Source organism: Candidatus Thiothrix sulfatifontis (assembly GCA_022828425.1).
Lineage (GTDB): Bacteria > Pseudomonadota > Gammaproteobacteria > Thiotrichales > Thiotrichaceae > Thiothrix > Thiothrix sulfatifontis.
Genome location: CP094685.1, coordinates 3,289,585 through 3,310,535 on the forward strand (window position 1 = coordinate 3,289,585; position 20,951 = coordinate 3,310,535).

Annotated in this window: 18 protein-coding genes and 1 pseudogene; 4 read left to right on the forward strand and 15 right to left on the reverse strand. The window is 52.1% G+C overall.

Going from position 1 to position 20,951, the window contains the following annotated elements:
* Nucleotide 1 precedes the first annotated feature (1 nt).
* On the reverse strand, nucleotides 2–640 hold the full coding sequence (gene lolB, locus L3K52_16410; protein ID UOG91750.1) for a lipoprotein insertase outer membrane protein LolB: 639 nt from the start codon (nucleotides 638–640) through the stop codon (nucleotides 2–4).
* Between the two features lie 28 nt (nucleotides 641–668).
* Nucleotides 669–2,387, reverse strand: a complete 1,719-nt coding sequence (locus tag L3K52_16415) for a tetratricopeptide repeat protein (protein ID UOG91751.1) — start codon at nucleotides 2,385–2,387, stop codon at nucleotides 669–671.
* Nucleotides 2,388–2,577: 190 nt separating this feature from the next.
* Between L3K52_16415 and hemA the strand changes: the two genes are divergently transcribed.
* Genes hemA through prmC form a run of 3 tightly spaced genes read left to right on the forward strand, consistent with a single transcriptional unit; the run spans nucleotide 2,578 to nucleotide 5,776 of the window.
* Nucleotides 2,578–3,840: a glutamyl-tRNA reductase gene (gene hemA / locus L3K52_16420; GenBank protein ID UOG91752.1), complete on the forward strand. Its 1,263-nt coding sequence runs from the start codon at nucleotides 2,578–2,580 to the stop codon at nucleotides 3,838–3,840.
* A gap of 6 nt (nucleotides 3,841–3,846) precedes the next feature.
* Complete coding sequence (gene prfA / locus L3K52_16425; GenBank protein ID UOG91753.1) at nucleotides 3,847–4,926, forward strand: peptide chain release factor 1; 1,080 nt, start codon at nucleotides 3,847–3,849, stop codon at nucleotides 4,924–4,926.
* The gene (gene prmC / locus L3K52_16430; GenBank protein ID UOG91754.1) at nucleotides 4,919–5,776 is read left to right on the forward strand and encodes a peptide chain release factor N(5)-glutamine methyltransferase; all 858 of its coding nucleotides are present in this window, start codon (nucleotides 4,919–4,921) and stop codon (nucleotides 5,774–5,776) included. Before prfA ends, prmC begins: the two co-directional genes overlap by 8 nt.
* On the opposite strand, the gene L3K52_16435 is transcribed toward prmC, so the two are convergent.
* The 8 genes and pseudogenes from L3K52_16435 to L3K52_16470 all read right to left on the reverse strand — a co-directional run bounded on the left by L3K52_16435 (nucleotide 5,773) and on the right by L3K52_16470 (nucleotide 16,072).
* Nucleotides 5,773–9,471: a hypothetical protein gene (locus L3K52_16435; GenBank protein ID UOG91755.1), complete on the reverse strand. Its 3,699-nt coding sequence runs from the start codon at nucleotides 9,469–9,471 to the stop codon at nucleotides 5,773–5,775. The two genes, prmC and L3K52_16435, sit on opposite strands and share 4 nt — an antisense overlap.
* Before the next feature lie 69 nt (nucleotides 9,472–9,540).
* The gene (locus L3K52_16440) at nucleotides 9,541–13,104 is read right to left on the reverse strand and encodes a hypothetical protein (protein ID UOG91756.1); all 3,564 of its coding nucleotides are present in this window, start codon (nucleotides 13,102–13,104) and stop codon (nucleotides 9,541–9,543) included.
* Nucleotides 13,105–13,157: 53 nt separating this feature from the next.
* On the reverse strand, nucleotides 13,158–13,517 hold the full coding sequence (locus tag L3K52_16445) for a type IV pilin protein (GenBank protein UOG94029.1): 360 nt from the start codon (nucleotides 13,515–13,517) through the stop codon (nucleotides 13,158–13,160).
* Nucleotides 13,503–13,616, reverse strand: a pseudogene (locus tag L3K52_16450) (prepilin-type N-terminal cleavage/methylation domain-containing protein). Before L3K52_16450 ends, L3K52_16445 begins: the two are co-directional and overlap by 15 nt.
* Nucleotides 13,617–13,641: 25 nt before the next feature.
* Complete coding sequence (locus L3K52_16455) at nucleotides 13,642–14,148, reverse strand: PilX N-terminal domain-containing pilus assembly protein (GenBank protein UOG91757.1); 507 nt, start codon at nucleotides 14,146–14,148, stop codon at nucleotides 13,642–13,644.
* 10 nt (nucleotides 14,149–14,158) lie between these two features.
* Nucleotides 14,159–15,025: a PilW family protein gene (locus L3K52_16460; protein ID UOG91758.1), complete on the reverse strand. Its 867-nt coding sequence runs from the start codon at nucleotides 15,023–15,025 to the stop codon at nucleotides 14,159–14,161.
* 9 nt (nucleotides 15,026–15,034) lie between these two features.
* Nucleotides 15,035–15,625 carry a type IV pilus modification protein PilV gene (gene pilV, locus L3K52_16465; GenBank protein ID UOG91759.1) on the reverse strand — a complete coding sequence of 197 codons (591 nt, stop codon included), beginning with the start codon at nucleotides 15,623–15,625 and terminating at the stop codon, nucleotides 15,035–15,037.
* Nucleotides 15,626–15,889: 264 nt separating this feature from the next.
* Nucleotides 15,890–16,072 carry a hypothetical protein gene (locus L3K52_16470; protein UOG91760.1) on the reverse strand — a complete coding sequence of 61 codons (183 nt, stop codon included), beginning with the start codon at nucleotides 16,070–16,072 and terminating at the stop codon, nucleotides 15,890–15,892.
* A gap of 145 nt (nucleotides 16,073–16,217) precedes the next feature.
* Between L3K52_16470 and L3K52_16475 the strand changes: the two genes are divergently transcribed.
* On the forward strand, nucleotides 16,218–17,105 hold the full coding sequence (locus L3K52_16475; GenBank protein ID UOG91761.1) for a formylglycine-generating enzyme family protein: 888 nt from the start codon (nucleotides 16,218–16,220) through the stop codon (nucleotides 17,103–17,105).
* Here the strand turns inward: L3K52_16475 and L3K52_16480 are convergent.
* From L3K52_16480 to L3K52_16500, 5 genes are all read right to left on the reverse strand, one after another.
* The gene (locus tag L3K52_16480) at nucleotides 17,102–18,439 is read right to left on the reverse strand and encodes a dihydroorotase (GenBank protein ID UOG91762.1); all 1,338 of its coding nucleotides are present in this window, start codon (nucleotides 18,437–18,439) and stop codon (nucleotides 17,102–17,104) included. The genes L3K52_16475 and L3K52_16480 overlap by 4 nt on opposite strands.
* Before the next feature lie 20 nt (nucleotides 18,440–18,459).
* A complete protein-coding gene (gene folA, locus L3K52_16485; protein UOG91763.1) occupies nucleotides 18,460–18,945 on the reverse strand; it encodes a type 3 dihydrofolate reductase in 486 nt (161 codons plus the stop codon).
* A gap of 5 nt (nucleotides 18,946–18,950) precedes the next feature.
* Complete coding sequence (locus L3K52_16490) at nucleotides 18,951–19,472, reverse strand: ClpXP protease specificity-enhancing factor (protein UOG91764.1); 522 nt, start codon at nucleotides 19,470–19,472, stop codon at nucleotides 18,951–18,953.
* Complete coding sequence (locus tag L3K52_16495) at nucleotides 19,469–20,098, reverse strand: glutathione S-transferase N-terminal domain-containing protein (protein UOG91765.1); 630 nt, start codon at nucleotides 20,096–20,098, stop codon at nucleotides 19,469–19,471. Before L3K52_16495 ends, L3K52_16490 begins: the two co-directional genes overlap by 4 nt.
* 84 nt (nucleotides 20,099–20,182) lie before the next feature.
* Nucleotides 20,183–20,941 (reverse strand): cytochrome c1, encoded by a 759-nt coding sequence (locus L3K52_16500; protein UOG91766.1) that lies wholly within the window; start codon nucleotides 20,939–20,941, stop codon nucleotides 20,183–20,185.
* Nucleotides 20,942–20,951: the final 10 nt, after the last annotated feature.

Consider the following 20,951-nt stretch of genomic DNA (forward strand, 5'->3'; position numbering starts at 1 on the left):
ATCAATAACGTGTCTGCCAATCTTTCGCAATTACCTTGACCTTGGTGTTATCAGGGGTGCGGCTCAGGTTGATTCTTTCCGGTAACGCTTTCCAATCCGTGCCTTTCCAGCCGCTGTATTCCACCTGCCAGCCGGATTGTTGCAGCAGTTCGGGGCGGCCTTGCGCATCCAACTTGACTTGCTGCACGGGGGAATCGGGAGCAGGAATACCGCGCACCCAATATTTCATGCCATCCAACGGTAAAGACACCCCCAGTTGCGCTTGCAACAAACGTTCGGCATTCGAGTCTTTATAAGTCTTGCCATTGGCTTGCATCACCACTTCGGAGCGCTCGCCCTTGAGATAAGCGACAATCGAGCCTGTCAGCGGATTTTTAATGTTCATTTCATACTGATCATTGCCGGTCTGAAGCCATGAAATATTGAACGAAGCGCTTTGCTCCTGAAACTGCACGCCCACTTTGCCTTGTAAACGCCAGCTACTCATGCGGGCAAATTCAGCCTGACGTTGCTGCCAAGCACTTTGCGCATCCGCAGGCTTATTCGGCATTTCAGCGCCTGCGGTGGGGCTTTTGGTTTGCGTTGCACACCCGCCCAGCGTCAGGGCGCAACACGCCGCAACCAGCATCCATTGTTTCATGAGTCGTTATCCTTAAGTAATGAGAAGCTTACAAACTAACCAGCTTTGCCTTGGCGTTAAGCAGCAAGCTATCGGCTGGAAACTTGCTGAGCATGGCATCGAGAATACCTTGCGCTTCGGTTTTATTGCCACGCGCCGCCAGCACTTCAATCAAATGGCTGGCAACTTCAGGGTCTGGTAGCAGAGTATAGGCTTTGCGTAACCAAGTTTCTGCTTCTTGCGGTTTGCCCGACAGGAATAACACCCAACCCATGCTATCCATAATCGCCGGGTCATCCGGGCGACCCGTGAGCGCTTTGGTAATCAACTCGCTGGCTTCTGCATAACGTTGCGTATTCACCGCCAACATATACCCCAAAGCATTCAATACGGTGGCATTATTAGGCTGTAATTTCAGTACCGCGCGTAAATCGGCTTCCGCTTTGCCGAAATCACCAAGCTTTTCGGCGCTCAGAGCGCGGGAATACAACACATCCGGGTCATCGGCTGTCACCGCCAATGCCTTGCTAAAGCTCTCGACTGCTTCTGCATATTTTTCCTGATCATGCAAAATCTGCCCATCCAATTGTAACAGCAACACTTTGCGCTCATTCTCAGACGTAGCCTTCAGTTGCGCCGCCAGCCAGTCACGCGCACGCGCCAAACTCGCGGTTTCGACCAGTAAATCAGCAATGCGTAACGTCGCTTCACGGCTGTACTGCCCGCCAAGCGCCTGTTGGTAAACCTCAAGCGCTTGTTTGGGGCGTTGCAAACCTTCATGAATCTGCCCCATGAAATAACTCGCATCGACGGCACGTTCCGGCACGCTCAGTAATTTAGCAATCAATGGCTCGGCGGCGGTGAATGACTTTTGTTCCAAGTGCAACAAACTTAAGGTGTAAAGAATATCCACGCTATTCGGAAACGTTGCATAAAGTTGTTGGTAAATTGGCAACGCCTCCACTCGCCGATCCGCCAAGATCAGCAGGCGAGCGTAATCCAGTTTGAGTTCAGCATCCTGACTATCCTTAGCAATAGCCTCCATTTCTTGAACCGCTTCGGCCAATTTCTCCAAACCTGCTAAAGCCTTAGCCGCCAACCTCGTCCCCTGCACTTTTTCGGCAGCGCTACCCTGTTTTTTTGCCGCCTGACTCGCCTGCAAAGCCACCTCAAATTGCTCGGTTTTTAGCGCAAAAGACGCCAGGGCAAGCTGCGCTTGTGGTGAACTATCCACGCTTTCCACATAGCGTTTGAGGGTTTCGTAAGACTTTTTTGCATCCGGCTCCAGTGCCAGCAATGACACAATGAAAGCAAAGCCATGCCCGGCTTTTTTTTCAGCCGTGTCACGAACTCTCACCAAATCCTTGACCGCTTCTGCGTATTTTTCAGCCCGTAAATTCGCCAAGGCTTGGTACTGAAGCGCCTCGGTGGAATCCGGCGATAACGTCATCCAACGTTCCAGCGCCCGCCCTGCCAATGGCGTGTCTTTGGCACTCATCGCCAATTCCACCGCCCGCTGCGCAATCGCAGGATCAGTCGCCTGCTGAGCGGCAGCAACGTAATGCAACGCTGCCTGCGCCACATTGCCTTGCTTAGCGAACATCTCCCCCGCAAGAATATTGTAAACCTGATAGCTCAAAGGGCTGCTGAAAGTGGCAACATTGCTGACTGGCTGATCGGCGAACGGGGTGTTACCCAATGTACAACCACCAATCAAGAGCGCGAGACCTAAACTCACAAAACGGCGCGGTAAACGGCTGCTGGGCATGTGTTTCTCCGGTCTGTCACAATCCCTGACTGCGACTGATCGTGTTATGTTGCAAGAGGTTTTAAGGATATATTCAACGAATTACCTTGTAATAAGCCATAACGTATCAGAAAATTCGCGGTTCTGAAAGTCAACTACCTCGCCCTAAAAGGGTGCAAAGGCCAAAATGTATCCGTTGGTGAAATACTGAATGTCCATCCTGATCGTTGGAGTCAATCATAAAACCGCCCCAGTCTCCATCCGGGAAAAGGTTTCGTTCTCACCCGACAGCTTGCCGTTGGCCTTGCACGCTGCGCATCAGGTCGTGCCTGAAAACCTAATACTCTCGACCTGCAATCGCACCGAAATCTACGCCGCCGCCCACCCGCAACAGTCCGTCACCGCGCTGATTGAATGGCTGGCAAGCTGGCACAAAATGTCCGCCGCGCAATTGCAACCCTATTTGTACATCTACCAACAAGACGACGCGGTTCGCCACGCCTTACGGGTTGCCTGCGGACTGGATTCGCTGGTATTGGGCGAACCGCAAATCCTAGGGCAACTCAAAACCGCCCTGCAAGCCGCCAGCGACCAAGCCACCACCGGCAATCAATTAAACCGTCTGATGCAGCACGCTTTTTCCACCGCCAAAAAAGTGCGCACCCAAACCAGCATCGGCGCCAACCCCGTCTCGGTAGCATTCGCCGCCGTCAGCCTTGCCAAGCAAATTTTCAGCAAACTCGAAACCCAAACCGCGCTGCTGATTGGGGCGGGCGAAACCATCGAACTCGTCGGCAAACACCTTGCCACCAATCACATTGGCAAAATCATCGTTGCCAACCGCAGCATCGACAAAGCGCAAAAACTCGCCGCAGAATACGGTGGCAAGGGCATCGGCTTGCCCGAATTAGCCGATCATTTGCCCCAAGCGGACATTATTATTTCCTCCACCGCCTCACCTGTACCCATTTTGGGCAAAGGCGCGGTGGAACGGGCGCTCAAAATCCGCAAACACCGCCCCATGTTCATGGTCGACATCGCCGTCCCGCGTGATATTGAACAAGAAGTCGCCCAACTCGATGACGTCTATTTGTACACCGTGGACGATTTGCATTCGGTCATCGAAGAAAATCTCCAATCACGCCGCGCCGCCGCCGAACAAGCCGAAGGCATGGTCATCACCGAAGTCAGCAATTTCATGGCATGGCTGCGGGCACAAGACCACATGAACACGATTCGGGCATACCGCGCCCGCACCGACAACATCCGCCAAGAAGTCTTCGACAAAGCCACTGCCTTGTTGCAAAACGGCAAAAGCCCCGCAGAAGCCTTGCAATTTCTGGCACACACGCTGACAAACAAACTCTCACACGACGCGACCCAAGCCATGCACGCGGCGGCACGCAACGGCGACCACCAATTACTGGCACACGCTCGCGCCCTGTTTAACCTTTCTACTGACGACAACGGCTAACCCTCTGTGAAAGCATCTATCCTGCAAAAACTCGAAGCCTTAAGCGAACGCTACGCCGAAATTTCCGCCCTGTTGGGTGAACCGGATGTAATCGGCGATCAGCAACAATTCCGCAAACTCTCGATCGAATACAGCCAGCTCGAACCCGTGTCGCAAGGCTTTCACGCCTACCAACAGACCGCCGCCGACATGGAAGCCGCGCAGGAAATGCTCGCCGATCCCGAAATGCGCGACATGGCGCAAGAGGAAATCGAAGCCGCCAAAGCTCGCCGCGCCGCGCTCGAACTCGACCTGCAAAAACTGTTATTGCCGCAAGACCCGCACGATAATAGCAACGTGTTCCTCGAAATCCGTGCAGGCACGGGCGGGGATGAAGCCGCGATTTTTGCCGGAGACTTGTTCCGCATGTACGCGCGTTACGCCGAAAGCCGCCGCTGGCAGGTGGAAATCATCAGCCAAAACGAAGGCGAACACGGCGGTTTCAAAGAAATCATTTCGCGGGTCATTGGTCAGGGCGCGTATTCACGGCTGAAATTTGAATCCGGCGCACACCGCGTGCAGCGCGTACCTGCCACCGAATCGCAGGGGCGGATTCACACCTCCGCTGCCACGGTTGCGGTCATGCCAGAGCTGGATGAAGTCGAAGCCACCGATATTAATCCGGCAGATTTGAAGGTCGACACCTACCGCGCATCGGGTGCGGGTGGTCAGCACATCAACAAAACCGAATCCGCCATTCGCATTACGCACATTCCTACCGGCATCGTGGTCGAATGCCAAGAAGAGCGCTCGCAACACAAAAACCGCGCCAAAGCGATGGGGCTGTTGCAATCGCGTATTTTTGAAGGCGAACGCCAGAAACAAGCCGCTGAACAAGCCGAAACCCGCAAAAGCTTGGTGGGGTCTGGGGATCGTTCCGAACGCATCCGCACCTACAACTTCCCACAAGGGCGCGTCACCGACCACCGCATCAACCTGACGTTGTATAAGTTGGATGAAATCTTGGTGGGCAGTGTTGATCAGGTGATTGAGCCGCTGATTAATGAATACCAAGCCGATCAATTGGCGGCGTTGGCGGATGAGTAGAAAATCTTCGGTGTCCATCGCCGAATTATTGGCACAAGCCACACGGCAATTAACCGATACGTCGGAATCAGCGCGGGCAGATGCAGAAATTTTGCTGGCACATTGCCTGCAAAAATCGCGCACTTGGCTGATGACCTGGCCTGAAAAACGGGTCGAGCCAGGGATTGAAGCAGCGTTTCAACAACTGCTGGCAGAACGTGTGCGTGGCGTGCCGATTGCGCACCTCACCGGACAACGCGAATTTTGGACGCTCAATCTAAAAGTCACACCTGACACCCTAATCCCCCGCCCCGAAACCGAATTGCTCGTCGAAACCATGCTGGCATTGCTTCCGAAAACGCCCTGTTCTATCCTCGATCTCGGCACTGGCACTGGCGCAATCGCCTTAAGCCTCGCCAGCGAACGCCCTGACCTCAATATCACTGCCTGCGACCTTTCCGCCGCCGCTTTAGCCGTTGCCACAGAAAACGCCCACAGCAACCACATTCACACCGTGCAATTTATCCAATCCGACTGGTTCAGCAACCTGCCACCACAACGCTTTGCTGTCATTGTTTCCAACCCGCCCTACATCGAAACCAACGACCCACATCTAACACAAGGCGATGTGCGCTTTGAACCGCTCACCGCGCTCACTGCGGGGCAAGACGGGCTGGATGACATTCGCCACATTGTGCAAACCGCGCCGCATTGGTTAGTAAACGGTGGCTGGTTATTGTTGGAACACAGTTACAATCAGGCAACAGCGGTCACAACCCTGCTGCAAATGGCGGGCTTTCAACAAGTACGTTGCCTACCGGATTTGGCAGGCAACGATCGGGTTAGTTTAGGGCAATGGCTGGCGGCTTAGTCGCTGACATTGTGATCCAACCAAAACATACGCGGTAAGATGTCGGTCAAATCAACACTGCCCGCAACCCCACCGAGACCTGTGCCGCCGTCTTCATCGTTGCTGGCATCCAAAACCGGCATTTCTAACTTGCCGACCCGGATTTCCACGGTTTGCTCGCAATCACCGACGGCGCAATCGCCACCATCCGCCGCGCTAGGCATACGGAAGATGATCTTGGCAGCATCGAGGATTTCATTGAAACCCGCCACCACGTACTCGTCTTTGCCGTCAGTGCCTGTCGCGGTGTCGCGGTCGAGGTCAGCAACGGCTTTGCCGGTGAACAAATCCAACACGTAAGCACGGGCACTGTTAGGGGGCACGATGCAAGGGTCATCCGGCGTTTCATTCCCGGCTTCGTCCACCGGCGCAAACGTGGTGAAGACGACTTTGTTGAGGAACGTGACCGCTGGCGCGAGCACTTTTTCCCCTTTGTGCGCAAAGTCGTAGTACCAACCTTTGTACGTGCCCGTCAGCAGGTTGTCGTTCGGGTCAGTGAAGCTGGTTTTCGCGTCGACCAAATCGGCGTTTTTAAGGGCGGTGAAGCCAGCAGGCGGTTCGTTGTACACATTCGGTTCCATCAACACGTAAAAGCGGTCTTCGGTGTTGGTATTCAAGGGGTGTGTGCGGTAGCCACTGCCCAGTGAAATCGTCATGCGCACTTTGCCATTGTGTTGAATCAGCGCGGTGTCGGGTTCGTAAAAGAACTTGCGGGTATCCGTGCCGTGCGAGCCGTTTTCACCCAATTCGGCGATTTTGGTTAGGATTGCGTCGTCGTAGTTGTACATATCCGGGTCACTGTCACGCAAATCGTGATCCATATCGACGCGCCACAGGTTGCCGCCGGTATCCGCGAAATACAGCCGGTCGAGTGTGCCGTTGCGATCCATATCCAGCACCCGAATATCACCGGGGACACTGTGTTTGACCGGATTGGTGGCGGCATTGCCACCGTAGACATCGCGCTGCAATGACCAGTACAAATCACCCGTTAAAGCATCCACAATCATCACATCGTTACCGAGTTGGTCGGCTTGACGCCCGGTTTCAGCGTCTTTGGCGGCGTCGTAACCCGCACCGAAGACCAACACGTTGCGTATTTCACTGGCGGTTGAACTGCCAATGCGCATTTTTGCCAAGGTGGGTTTTGACCAAGTTTCGCCCAGCTCCTTCCAAGCATTGCTGTCCACGGAGAGGGTGCTATCTTTTTTCCACAAAATTAACGGGCTATCCGGGTTGGTAATATCCAAGGCGTAATAGGCTTTACCGCCACGCCGCAACCCAAAGAACAACACGCGCTTATCGCCGTCGGTGGCTTTGAGTTTGCCGTCCAGATTTTTATCGTAATTCCACAAGGTTAGCGGGCCGTCAATGCCGTAAACGTGGTCTTTGGTCGGTAAGTTTTCCATGAAGGTTTTGATGTTGGGCAGCAAATCTTTTGGCATGAAAGCCCATTGTTCTTCGCCGTCTCCGGTATTAATGGAATGCAGGAAACCTTCGTTGGTTGCCGCGAAAATACGCTCTTCGCCGTTACCGTAGTCCACCACCAACGGTTTACTGTTGAGCATATCCCCCATTTGTTGACGCGGAATCGTCACATCAGGGTCGGCGCTAGTCGGGTCGTCGATTTCACCGCGTGCAAAATCAATCAAGTTTTCACGCTCAGGGTCGGTCAAATAATCGGTTCCGGGGCAGGTAATCGCCACGCTGGAAATGGTGACACACCCTACCTTGGTATCGTAGTTACCCAGAACAACGTGATTATTACCATCGCAGTCCTTGTAATAGCCCAAGCAACTGGTGCCATCACCGTCGGCATCGGGCAACCAATACTTGACCTTCTCCGCCGGATTATCCGGCAAGCCCAATAATTTGCCATCGGTTAAATTATTGGTATTGCTGACAGACAAGGCATTTGCGGCGGAAGTTAGATCACTGTTGGCACTCACATCGGTGTACAGATTGCGATTGTCGGGTAGCGGCAATTGACTGGCAGCACCACCGCCTGTGACATCCGAACCGCTCGCCACTCCCCATAAGTCATCTGCTGTATCCAAAAATTCGCCTTTGTCATTCACCACCGGGTCTCCTGCCGTTACCCGGTTTTGGGCGTCACGGATTAGCGTGCCGCCAACGATTTTACCATCCACGGTGCGAGCAAATTTTTTCAAGTTGCCGGACCAAAGCGCCGTGGTGCTGCGGTCAAACATCGGGATGTAAACTTCATCGCTGTGTGACAGCATATTGTCGGTGTCAATCGCGTAAGTCGGTGAGCTGAACGAGGAAGATGCCTTGCTGATCGAACTCAGAATGGCCTTGAAAGCGCCTGCTAATTCCTCCGCATTGTCAGCGGTAAAAGCACCGTCTTGTTTCGTTGCCAGATCTTTCAAATACGCCGTGCCGGTTGGCTCATCGCCCAAGGCGAACGCGACAGTATAGGTATCGACAGCTTGTTTGCCTTGCAACGTATCATTGTGGTCAGTATCTGCCAACCAACGGGTCAGCTCAGGCCCGCAACGCCCGCTGTTATAGCCGTGCGGCGCCGCAGCACTGGTGCCACAATTGTTGGCAGCAGCACCAAGGTAGTCTGGTAACGGCGGTGCCACTTTAATTTGACTATTGTTCGTCGCAACCAAGCCGGTAAAATACGTGGTCCAATCAGGGGCGGGCATGGGATTGAAATCGCTCATTGCCAAACTTTTTACCGAAGGCGGGTAATAACGCGTACCGTCTTTATCCCCCAAGCCGGGAAAATAAGGGTATTCGGGCTTGCCATCCGACATCAATACCAAGTAATTGGCTTGGCAACTGTATTGAATCGGCGATTTGTAGACAGGAGCGCCTGCCACGGCATCGCAAACGGTGTGCTTGCATTTTTCGATCACGGCAGAACAGGTGTAGTCATCGTTTTTGCAGTAACCTGAGCCATCACCACCCGTGGTAATCCATGCGCAGCACTCATTATGGCTGGTGGTCGTGCAACTGCCGGACACGATATTGGTGTTGCACTGCCCCCAACTCTTCACGCAATCTTCCTGACGAGGGGCGGTACAGGTTGGGGCGTTATCATAGGTTAGCGGGTGCGCAGCCCAGCCGATTTTGGGTACATCCATGCCCCATTCCACCGAGTCACCCCGAAAGTAACGCGCCGCTTCGTACAAGGAATCCACAATCGGCGTATACCCGTTAGCATCCCAACTGTTGACAATGCTTGACAAAAATTCGCGCACCACCGTGCTGCTCGTCGCCGGATCCGGTAAATTATCGTCGACTTGGTACGAGGTAATCAGTGGCTCAACTGTTGCATCAATTGGCGTAACCGGAAAATTCGCCCCTTTGATCGAACTCCACCAATAATCGGCGCCCAAGCCATGGTTAGCGTAGTGCATTAGCCCTACATTTAAATTGGTCGGTGCGGTACTCATCACTTCTTGGAACGAATCTTTCAGCACCTTTAGCCGGGTGCGGCCGCTGGCATCACCTGTCACGACTTGGCTCATGCTGCCCGATGCATCAATCACAAACAGTACGTTGGGCGCCACTTCACCACTTTTGTCAGTAAAGTAGATTTCGGTTTCGTCTGCCATCAAAACGCTGGCAAACAACAGAGGCATAGTCAATAACAATGCTCGAAGAGTAGCTTTAGTAATTTTCATAAATAACCGGCATTATTCCAAATAAATTATTATTAACATTGCGTTTACGCTGTTATTTAAAATAAACGCTTAGTCGGTCACATTGTGATCCAACCAAAACATACGCGGTAAGATGTCGGTCAAATCAACACTGCCCGCAACCCCACCGAGACCTGTGCCGCCGTCTTCATCGTTGCTGGCATCCAAAACCGGCATTTCTAACTTGCCAACCCGGATTTCCACGGTTTGTTCGCAATCGCCGACGGCGCAATCGCCACCATCCGCCGCGCTAGGCATACGGAAGATGATCTTGGCAGCATCGAGGATTTCATTGAAACCCGCCACCACGTACTCGTCTTTGCCGTCAGTGCCTGTCGCGCTATCGCGATCAAGATTGGCAACGGCTTTGCCGGTGAACAAATCCAACACGTAAGCACGGGCACTGTTAGGGGGCACGATGCAAGGGTCATCCGGCGGTTCATTCCCGGCTTCGTCCACTGGCGCAAACGTGGTGAAGACGACTTTGTTGAGGAACGTGACCGCTGGTGCGAGCACTTTTTCCCCTTTGTGCGCAAAGTCGTAGTACCAACCTTTGTACGTGCCCGTCAGCAGGTTGTCGTTCGGGTCGGTGAAGCTGGTTTTCGCGTCGACCAAATCGGCGTTTTTAAGGGCGGTGAAGCCAGCAGGCGGTTCGTTGTACACATTCGGTTCCATCAACACGTAAAAGCGGTCTTCGGTGTTGGTATTCAAGGGGTGTGTGCGGTAGCCACTGCCCAGTGAAATCGTCATGCGCACTTTGCCATTGTGTTGAATCAGCGCGGTGTCGGGTTCGTAAAAGAACTTGCGGGTATCCGTGCCGTGCGAGCCGTTTTCACCCAATTCGGCGATTTTGGTTAGGATTGCGTCGTCGTAGTTGTACATATCCGGGTCACTGTCACGCAAATCGTGATCCATATCGACGCGCCACAGGTTGCCGCCGGTATCCGCGAAATACAGCCGGTCGAGTGTGCCGTTGCGATCCATATCCAGCACCCGAATATCACCGGGGACACTGTGTTTGACCGGATTGGTGGCGGCATTGCCACCGTAGACATCGCGCTGCAATGACCAGTACAAATCACCCGTTAAAGCATCCACAATCATCACATCGTTACCGAGTTGGTCGGCTTGACGCCCGGTTTCAGCGTCTTTGGCGGCGTCGTAACCCGCACCGAAGACCAACACGTTGCGTATTTCACTGGCGGTTGAACTGCCAATGCGCATTTTTGCCAAGGTGGGTTTTGACCAAGTTTCGCCCAGCTCCTTCCAAGCATTGCTGTCCACGGAGAGGGTGCTATCTTTTTTCCACAAAATTAACGGGCTATCCGGGTTGGTAATATCCAAGGCGTAATAGGCTTTACCGCCACGCCGCAACCCAAAGAACAACACGCGCTTATCGCCGTCGGTGGCTTTGAGTTTGCCGTCCAGATTTTTATCGTAATTCCACAAGGTTAGCGGGCCGTCAATGCCGTAAACGTGGTCTTTGGTCGGTAAGTTTTCCATGAAGGTTTTGATGTTGGGCAGCAAATCTTTTGGCATGAAAGCCCATTGTTCTTCACCACTATCCGCATCAATAGAATGTAAAAATCCTTCGTTCGTGGGTAAGAAAATGCGCTCTTCGCCAGCGCCATAATCCACCACCAAGGGCTTGCTATTCAGCACATCGCCCAAGTGCTGGCGTGCCGTGCCGTCAGGATTTTTACCTCGAATAAAATCAATCAACCCAGTTTTCAATGCGACACATTCGCTTTTATTATTCGCGGCAGGATTATCGGGATCGCAACCGTTAGGGTTATCGCCATGACCGCTATTACCGTCATTATCTTGGTAAATACTGGCAATCGGCAAATTGGTATTAACGCCTTTCAGTGCGTTTCCTGCTGCGGTCAGATCACTGTTGGTACTCACATCGGTGTACAGATTGCGGCTGTCGGGTAGCGGCAATTGGCTGGCAGCACCACCGCCTGTGACATCCGAACCACTCGCCACTCCCCATAAGTCATCTGCTGTATCCAAAAATTCGCCTTTGTCATTCACCACCGGGTCTCCTGCCGTTACCCGGTTTTGGGCATCACGGACTAGCGTGCCGCCAACGATTTTACCATCCACGGTGCGGGCAAACTTTTTCAAGTTGCCGGACCAAAGCGCCGTGGTGCTGCGGTCAAACATCGGGATGTAAACTTCATCGCTGTGTGACAGCATATTGTCGGTGTCAATCGCGTAAGTCGGTGAGCTGAATGAGGAAGATGCCTTGCTGATCGAACTCAGAATGGCTTTGAAAGCACCCGCTAATTCCTCGGCATTGTCAGCGGTAAAAGCACCGTCTTGTTTCGTTGCCAGATCTTTCAAATACGCCGTGCCGGTTGGCTCATCGCCCAAGGCAAACGCGACGGTGTAAGTTTCAATGCCTTGTTTGCCTTGTAGCGTATCGTCGTGGTCGGTATCTGCCAACCAACGGGTCAGCTCAGGCCCGCAACGCCCGCTGTTGTAGCCGTGCGGCGCCGCAGCACTGGTGCCACAATTGTTGGCAGCAGCACCGAGATAGTCTGGTAACGGCGGTGCCACTTTAATTTGACTATTGTTCGTCGCAACCAAGCCGGGAAAATACGTGGTCCAATCGGGCGCGGGCATGGGATTGAAATCGCTCATTGCCAAGCTTTTTACCGAAGGCGGGTAATAACGCGTGCCGTCAGTGTCCCCCAAGCCGGGAAAATAAGGGTATTCGGGCTTACCGTCCGACATCAATACCAAGTAATTGGCTTGGCAACTGTATTGAATCGGCGATTTGTAGACAGGAGCGCCTGCCACGGCATCGCAAACGGTGTGCTTGCACTTTTCGATCGCGGCAGAACAGGTGTAGTCATCGTTTTTGCAGTAACCTGAGCCATCACCACCCGTGGTAATCCATGCGCAACATTCGTTATGGCTGGTGGTCGTGCAACTGCCGGACACGATATTGGTATTGCACTGCCCCCAACTCTTGACGCAATCTTCCTGACGGGGGGCGGTACAGGTTGGGGCGTTGTCATAGGTTAGCGGGTGCGCTGCCCAACCGATTTTGGGTACATCCATGCCCCATTCTACCGAGTCACCGCGAAAGTAACGCGCCGCTTCGTACAAGGAATCCACAATCGGCGTATAGCCGTTAGCATCCCAACTGTTGACAATGCTCGATAAAAATTCGCGCACCACCGTGCTGCTCGTCGCCGGATCCGGTAAATTATCATCGACTTGGTACGAGGTAATCAGTGGCTCAACTGTTGCATCAATTGGCGTAACCGGAAAATTTGCCCCCTTGATCGAACTCCACCAATAATCAGCGCCCAAGCCATGGTTAGCGTAGTGCATTAGCCCCACATTTAAATTGGTCGGTGCGGTACTCATCACTTCCTGGAACGAATCTTTCAGCACCTTTAGCCGGGTGCGGCCGCTGGCATCACCTGTCACGACTTGGCTCATGCTGCCCGATGCATCAATCACAAACAGTACGTTGGGCGCTACTTCACCGCTTTTGTCAGTAAAGTAGATTTCGGTTTCGTCTGCCATCAAAATGCTGGCAAACAACAGGGGTGCGGCTAACAACAGCCACCGCAGGCTACAACGTATTTTTTTCATGGCATTATTTTTGTGATTAAATTTAACGGGCAATCGTTCACAGCAACGGCTGCTTATTTCCAACAGGTTTGCGCATTATCCGCAGCGGCGGTGGTCGCAGTCGTGCCACCGCGCTTCCTGCCTCGGTTATCCAACGTAAACACTTGGCAAGGCGTATCGTGGACTTGCGGTTTGCCAGTTGCCGGTACTGCGCTTGCTTCATAGGCAGTGCAAGCGCTTGTGCCCGCTGCGCCGGTACAAGCATTGGGCGTTCCGGTGATACTCAAGGTATATTGACCATCAGTACTGTTAGCAGCGTAACCTAATTGCGTTACATCTTTAGCGTAACTGCGATTGCGCAGAAAATACGCTTCTTGACGTTGTGCAATTTCTTGCAGGGCTATTTGTGCATCAGCGCGACGGCTTTTTTGCACCTGCGCGGTATAGCTGGGGTAGGCAATCGCTGCCAGAATTCCCACAATCGCCACCGTGATCATGAGTTCAATCAGGGTAAAGCCTTGGTGATGTTTTATCGTTATCATGGTTATTTCCGCTTGCTTAGTTGAGTTTTGGCACAGGTTTAAGGACGCCTTCAGAATGTTGGCTTTTTGCTCCCGTCCCTGACAGGGACGCATCCGCATCTGTCGTAAATATCCGACAGGCAATACCGCCCGCGTCAGGCGTCATTTCAGCCGTCATTGCAATGCCCTTAAGGGGCGGACACCCGTCTTCTTCGCTCATGCCCGCCTCGCCCTTAACTTCAACCCCACTCGAAGTGTCATCGAAATCATTGAGCTGTAGGACTTTCACCTTGTGTTTGCCATAACCCACGGTCGGGGTTGTGCCAAATTGCGCCGTTTGCAATACCTGATACAAGCTAGTGGAAAGTCGCAACATTGAATCCGCGCCTTGGAAAGTCAGCATTGTCGTCATCTGATTTCCGGCAATGCGGTTATCAACCGTCGCCATGCGGGTTGCCGCAATACCGATAACGGTCATGGTGAGTAGTAGCACCATGCCCCACATCAATACCGCACCCTGCTGTTGATTTTTACTGATTTGCATAACGATTACCCTAACCTTCCACGACGTTGCGTAGGTGAATGACAGCGGTGTATACCGAACGCTGGAAACGGTCATTGCGGCTCAAAGTGGTATCCAATACGTCATACGATTTTGCCTCTGCGGTGGGCAACACCTGCTCTAATGACCTAACCAGAATGCCTACTTTGATACTCACCACTTGCAGCCATGCTGCCGCAGCGGATACTCCCGTGGCATTCAAATACTGATCGACATTGCCATCCGCGTTAGTATCCACGCCATACAAAAACTGAATGTTTTCAACACCGTTAGCAATGGGAGCCGCATCATTATTGCGCGAACCAGAACACATTAACGTCGGGTATCCCGTGCTCTCGTTGACAAAAAACGTGTTGTAGATCAGCGCAGCCTCCATGCTGGGGGCTTTTCCGACGCGACAATCTTCGGGCAACTCACCATTAGCGCAATCCGTAAACAAGGTGGAATCACCCAAAAAACGCACACTGACGGCATCGCCGGTAGTAGTCACGCCATCGGGTTTATAACTATCCTGCGTTGCCCGCGCCGCAAAAGTGGTCAAATTCAGACTGGGATGCACTCCCTTATCACTGCTATTGCAAGGGGCTTTAGGCGGTGTAGTGCCACCAAGCGGGTACATATAATCACCAAGCGGCAATTTTGTTGGGGTGGCATAGCCCGCGTGTTCCAAATGCTTAGTGAGCGCATTCAGGGCGACACGCGCTGTTTCATCCATTAGGGAAAATTGATCGCGGGCATGGTAATTGCGCTTACTGCTCATGTAAACAGTGCCAACGCCTGCAACCAACACCAGACTGACCACCATGGCAATCATTAACTCAATTAAAGAAAGCCCGTGTTGCTTATGGCTATATTTCATGCGACTTCCTTATAAAATTGCATTCAGATTAATGGTAAATGTTTCGATGCCATTTGCCGTATCCGAACCCGTGCCAGCAAAATCCGCTTGACGTGTGGCGTTACGTTCATCCCATTGCAAATTGATGGTCACGCCATCGTGACAATCACCCGTTGGACAGGTGATTTGCAACTGCCCACCCAATAAAACATTGTTGATTCCGGTGTTTGAACCGTAACCGCATAAGGTTTGGTGAAGCTCATAACTCGCCATTTCCGCGTTAGTGCAGTCCGCATCAACGGTGCAATTTTTCGGCGGTGTATTGCTACAGTAAGTAGCTGCGCTGGTCAGATTGGCTAACAGATACGCCGATTGCGGTACTGGCGTTGAAGCAGTGCTCATGCGAAACACTTCGGCACGGTTTGCCCGCATTTTTTCCAGCAAATCGTGCACAATCCACGTTGCTTGTTGCATCTGGTAAGAATTGTGCGTGGTTTTCATGCCTGCGATTTGCAAACCGGCAAGACCTAACAACCCGGTGGACAGTACCACCGTGGCGATTAACACTTCGATCAGGCTCAAACCTGACTGCTGGCGTCGAGAAGCTAAACGTATTGGCATAAAGCCACCTATTACTTTTATGATTGGGGGCGTATTAACTACAGCTATTATACTGCAAACCGAAATCGATGCAGGAAAAAACCAATTTATGCCGACAAGCTGTCGTATTCACGGAATCAATGGTAATTGCTCACTGATTAAGCAGACATAAAAAAACCCCGGTTGACCGGGGTTACAAACTCTCAACTCATGACTATCAAACTACTGTGTTCTTCTAATGGTCGCGCTGACCACACAAATAGTTCATGAAGCTGATGAGCATTTTCAGTGCAATCTCAGAGAAAAACCGGGGTCAAACGTTGACCGTACTCCATTTTCGCGTAATAAGCGCTCTAATTGCTTCCCCAGATCGCCCAAGTCTTGACGGTAAAGAATCAACCCATCCAACAACGCTTGGGCAGTACTGCGCTGCCCTACACCCTTTCCACTCGCAAGCCTTCTATCCATTTACAAGCTCCCCGTCTTCGACTAACCACTAGTACTAACCCTCGGTCTAACTATAGTGCAAAAATAATTTTTTAGCGTTGTCTTTGCACTAAATTTGGGGATAATACAAAGGGTTTAGTATATTACCTGTTACTGATTGAGCACGATGATGACAGAAACCCTCACCTATGAATCACGCACCGTATTTGTTGATGAATTAACCCCTCAACAGGTCAAACAGTTGCAACAAGAGGCTGCCGAAGCACACCACTTGCAGCCCTATTTCCATGACACCTTAACAACAGGTAGCAATGGCCCTGAACTGGCAATCATTCCTGCCGGACGTTTTGAAATGGGCTCAGAGCCCAACGAGCACGGTCATCAGCGCGATGAAGCACCGCGCCATCTCACCATGATTCGCAAGCCGTTTGCCATCGGCGTCTACCCCGTCACTGGCGAGGAGTTTCAGCAATTCTGCCAGGATACCGAATGGTTTCGCCGCCCAGAGCTCATTTGGCACCAAGGCCGTTACCCGGTTATCAATATTCGCATGGAAGACATTAAGCTGTTTTTGGCATGGTTGAGCTTGCAAACCGGCCAGAAATATCGCCTGCCAACCGAAGCGGAATGGGAATACGCGGCACGGGCGGGCACGATCACGCCATTCCATCACGGCGAAGATGTCAGTTGCCGCGAAGTGCATTTCAACGCGTTTTTCCCGTATCGCGAGCAACAAGATGAGCGCCCTTGGTATTTGCCGCGCTGCTTTCCTAGCCCTAAAGCCAGCGAAGTCGGTTTGCAAGCGCCAAACGCATGGGGATTACACGATGTGCATGGCAATGTGTGGGAGTTCACCCAAGATCACTGGACAAGCTCGCACCTAAACGCTAATCGTGACGGTAGCCCATCAGTCGCCGCCAGCCCCTATTGGTACGTGACCAAGGGTGGCTCATGGTTTGACCCGGCAGCACGCGCCCGCAGTGCTGCCCGCAAAAAGCGCTACATGGATGAAATGGATACCAACCTCGGCTTCCGTGTGGTGCGGGAACTTTAACGCTCAAATTCCAGCGCCCTGCCTTGGGGCGCAACATCCAGCAAGGTGCCGTCTTGCCACACCCGTTGACCGTTGACTAGGGTGGCGGCAATGCTGGAGCGGAATTCATAGCCATCAAACGGCGTCCAGCCACACTTCGACAAGCTATTCGCGTGTGTCGACGTGAAGGGTTTTTCCAAATCAACCAACACCAAATCGGCCCAATAACCTTCGCGGATGTAGCCGCGCTCTTTAATGTTAAACATCTCGGCGACTGCGTGACTGGTCTTTTCAACAATAAATTCCAGCGTGAAAATACCATCCTGGTAATGCTCTAACACCAGCGGTAACGCGTGTTGCACCAAGGGCAACCCAGAAGGTGCTTTGAAATAACTGGGATTGTGCTTTTCCTCCCAGGTATGCGGGGCATGGTCAGTGCCGATAACATCCAATCTGCCATCCAATAGCGCTTGAATAATACCTGCCCGATCTTCGGCGGTTTTGATGGCAGGGTTGCATTTGATTAGTGCGCCTTTGCTCGCATAATCCTCATCCGCAAAATGCAGAAAATGTACGCACGCTTCTGCGGTAATGCGTTTATCTTTTAAGGCAATATCCGCAAACATCTCCGCTTCTTTCGCGGTCGAAATGTGCAAAATATGCAAGCGTGTGCCACAACGTTTGGCTAGTTCCAGCGCCATTGACGACGATTTGTAGCAAGCGGCTTCACTGCGAATGGTCGGATGCAAGTGAAACGGAATATTGTCACCGTAAATGCTGCGGTAACTTTCCTCGTTTTCCATAATCGTCGGCGTGTCTTCGCAATGTGCCGCCAGCAACGTGGGCGCGTGTAGGAAGATTTGCTCCAATATTTCAGGGTCATCGACCAGCATATTGCCGGTTGACGCCCCCATGAACACCTTTACCCCACAAGCATCTTTAGGATTTAGCGCTTTAATCGCCTCAAGGTTATCGTTAGACGCCCCTAGATAAAAAGCATAATTTCCAGCGGCACGCCCGGCTGCCAACTGTTTCTTTTCATTAAGAATCGCGGTGGTCAATGCGTTGGGTATGGTATTGGGCATGTCCATAAAACTGGTGATACCGCCCGCCAGTGCTGCGCGACTTTCGGTTGCCATATCCGCTTTATGCGTCATGCCGGGTTCACGAAAATGCACCTGATCATCAATCATACCGGGAAGCAAATGACGCCCGGCGGCATCCAGTACCTCGACGCCCGGTGCGGATAAATGCTTGCCGATTGCAGCAATCCGTCCGTCACGGATGAACACATCAGCCTCGACAATTTGCCCTTCATTAACCACATTGGCATTGACAATCAACAGTGAACTCATGGGGAAGAGTCTCCTTGGGATCAAGATTCCCGTTCGAGAATCAGGAAGGAATAAGGATAAGGGTTTTTAGCGTCAGCCGGGTGATTAACCCGTTCTACAGTGCGCCATTGGTGTTGATTATAGTCGGGAAAAAACGTATCGCCTGTAAAATCAGCATCAATCAGGGTTAAATACAGACGGTCGGCATAAGTGAGGAAATGCTGATAAATTTGCGCCCCCCCCACAATCATAATTTCTGGCGCACCGGCCGCAGCAGCCAACGCCGCTTCTGGTGAAATGACCCGTTCAGCGCCAGCGGGTTGCAATCCCGCATCGCGTGAAATCACGATGGTGCGACGCCCGGGTAGCGCCCGCCCAATCGAGTCCCACGTTTTGCGTCCCATAATCATGGGCTTACCGAGAGTATTTTGCTTAAACCAAGCCAAATCAGCCGGTAAATGCCAAGGCATCGCACCGTTGCACCCGATTACCCGCTGTTGTGCCATGGCTGCAATCAAAGACAGCATCGGCTTTATTTCACCACCCGTAAGAAAGAAGGGCGAGCTGTGGGCTTCGGCGGTGGCGGCTCATCATCATCCGCACCATCGGCTTCAGCAGTTGCCTCCGTATCACTCAGCGTTGCCTCAGCAGCCGGTACACTGGCTAACGTAGGGCGTGATGCCGCCGCCTCTGCAAGCGCTATGCTTTCAGCATATTCCTCTAGCGGAAAGTTCAAACCATCCTGCGTTTCACGCGCATAAATCGCCATGATCGACCACATCGGCAACCAAATCGACATGGCTTTGCCACTGAAACGCGCATTGAAAGTGACTTGATCGTTATCCATCAACAAATTATTGGCAGCGGTCATGCTGATATTGAGCACAATGTTGCCATCTTTGACGAATTGACGCGGCACTTTCACTTTGGGCGAACGCGCATCGATCATAATGTGTGGCGTCATGCCGTTGTCCACAATCCATTCATAAAACGCCCGTAACAAATAAGGGCGTTTCGGCGTGGCAATAAATTCAGGAGGATTTGGTTGACTCATGGGCGGATCGACTTTTCAACCTTGCTTAACGATTGCTGGAATGCATCCCGTGAGAATACGCGCTCCATGTACTTCAAAATAGGTTTACCCTGTTTTTCGGGGACATCAATGCCGTATTTCGGTAAACGCCACAGAATTGGCGCAATTGTACAATCCACCAAAGAAAAATCGTCGCTGAGGAAATACGGTTTCACGGAAAAGACTTCTGCCGCTGACAACACACTCTCACGCAGAATTTTGCGGGCTTGCGAAGCAGTTGCATCATCACCGTGTTCAATATCGCTGACCAGTGAAAACCAGTCTTTTTCAATACGGAACAGTGCCAAACGGGAATGCGCCCGAGTCACCGGGTCGACCGGCATCAGGGGTGGATGTGGGAAACGCTCATCCAAGTATTCCATGATAATACGGGCGTCATACAACACCAGATCACGGTCAAGCAAAGTCGGCGTGGTGTTATAAGGGTTCAACTCCGCGAGATCTTCGGGTTTGTTATCGGGATTGATGTTGAGAATGTCGACGGTAATATCTTTTTCCGCCAACACAATGCGCACCCGATGACTGTCTGCGCAGTCGGGGGCGGAAAATAATGTCATCACAGATCTTCGGCTGGAAAGCGAAGCCATATAAGCGGAACTCCCTGGACTGAAAACAAAAAAGCCACTCTATATTACACTAGAGTGGCTTCAAGGTGTTATACCGATGAAAGATTAATGAACATCCTTCCAGTATTCCTTCTTAAGGAAATACGCTACTACACCAAACAATGCCAAGAAGAGCAAGGTAAAGATACCGTAGGTAGTACGATGCAATGCCGCAGGCTCACCAACATACGTCAAGAAGTTGGTAATATCGCGAATGGCTTGGTCGTATTCAACCGGCGTCATACTACCCGTTTTCACTAACTTCAGCTCGCAATGTTCTGTCGCGTGTTCGCCTTCACCCTTGGTGCAATGCTTTTCTTGCAAACCTTGCAATTCCCACAACACGTGCGGCATCCCCGCATTCGGGAAGACGGTGTTGTTCACACCCAGTGGGCGCGACGGGTCAAGATAAAACGCTTTCAGGTAACTGTAAATCCAGTCTGGCCCGCGTGAACGCCCTTCCAAAGACAAGTCCGGTGGCGGTGCACCGAACCATTCGGCGGACTGCTTCTGGGACATGCCGTTTTTCATCAACGCACTCGGTTTGTTCAGCTCGCCGTCTTCGTCACGGGTAAAGATCAGGTATTTAGCCGCTTGTTCTTCACTGAAGCCCAAGTCAGTCGCCATGCGATTGTAGCGACTGAAATTTAACGAGTGACAACCCATGCAATAGTTGACGAAATACTTCGCGCCACGCTGCAAACTGGGCTTGTTGTGAATATCAACATTCGCATCTTGTAATTCAATGGCCTCATTTGCCAACGCAGTGGTAGCCATCAAAGACGCGGACAGTGCGAACATTACACCAATAATAAATTTTTTCATGTTGCTACAC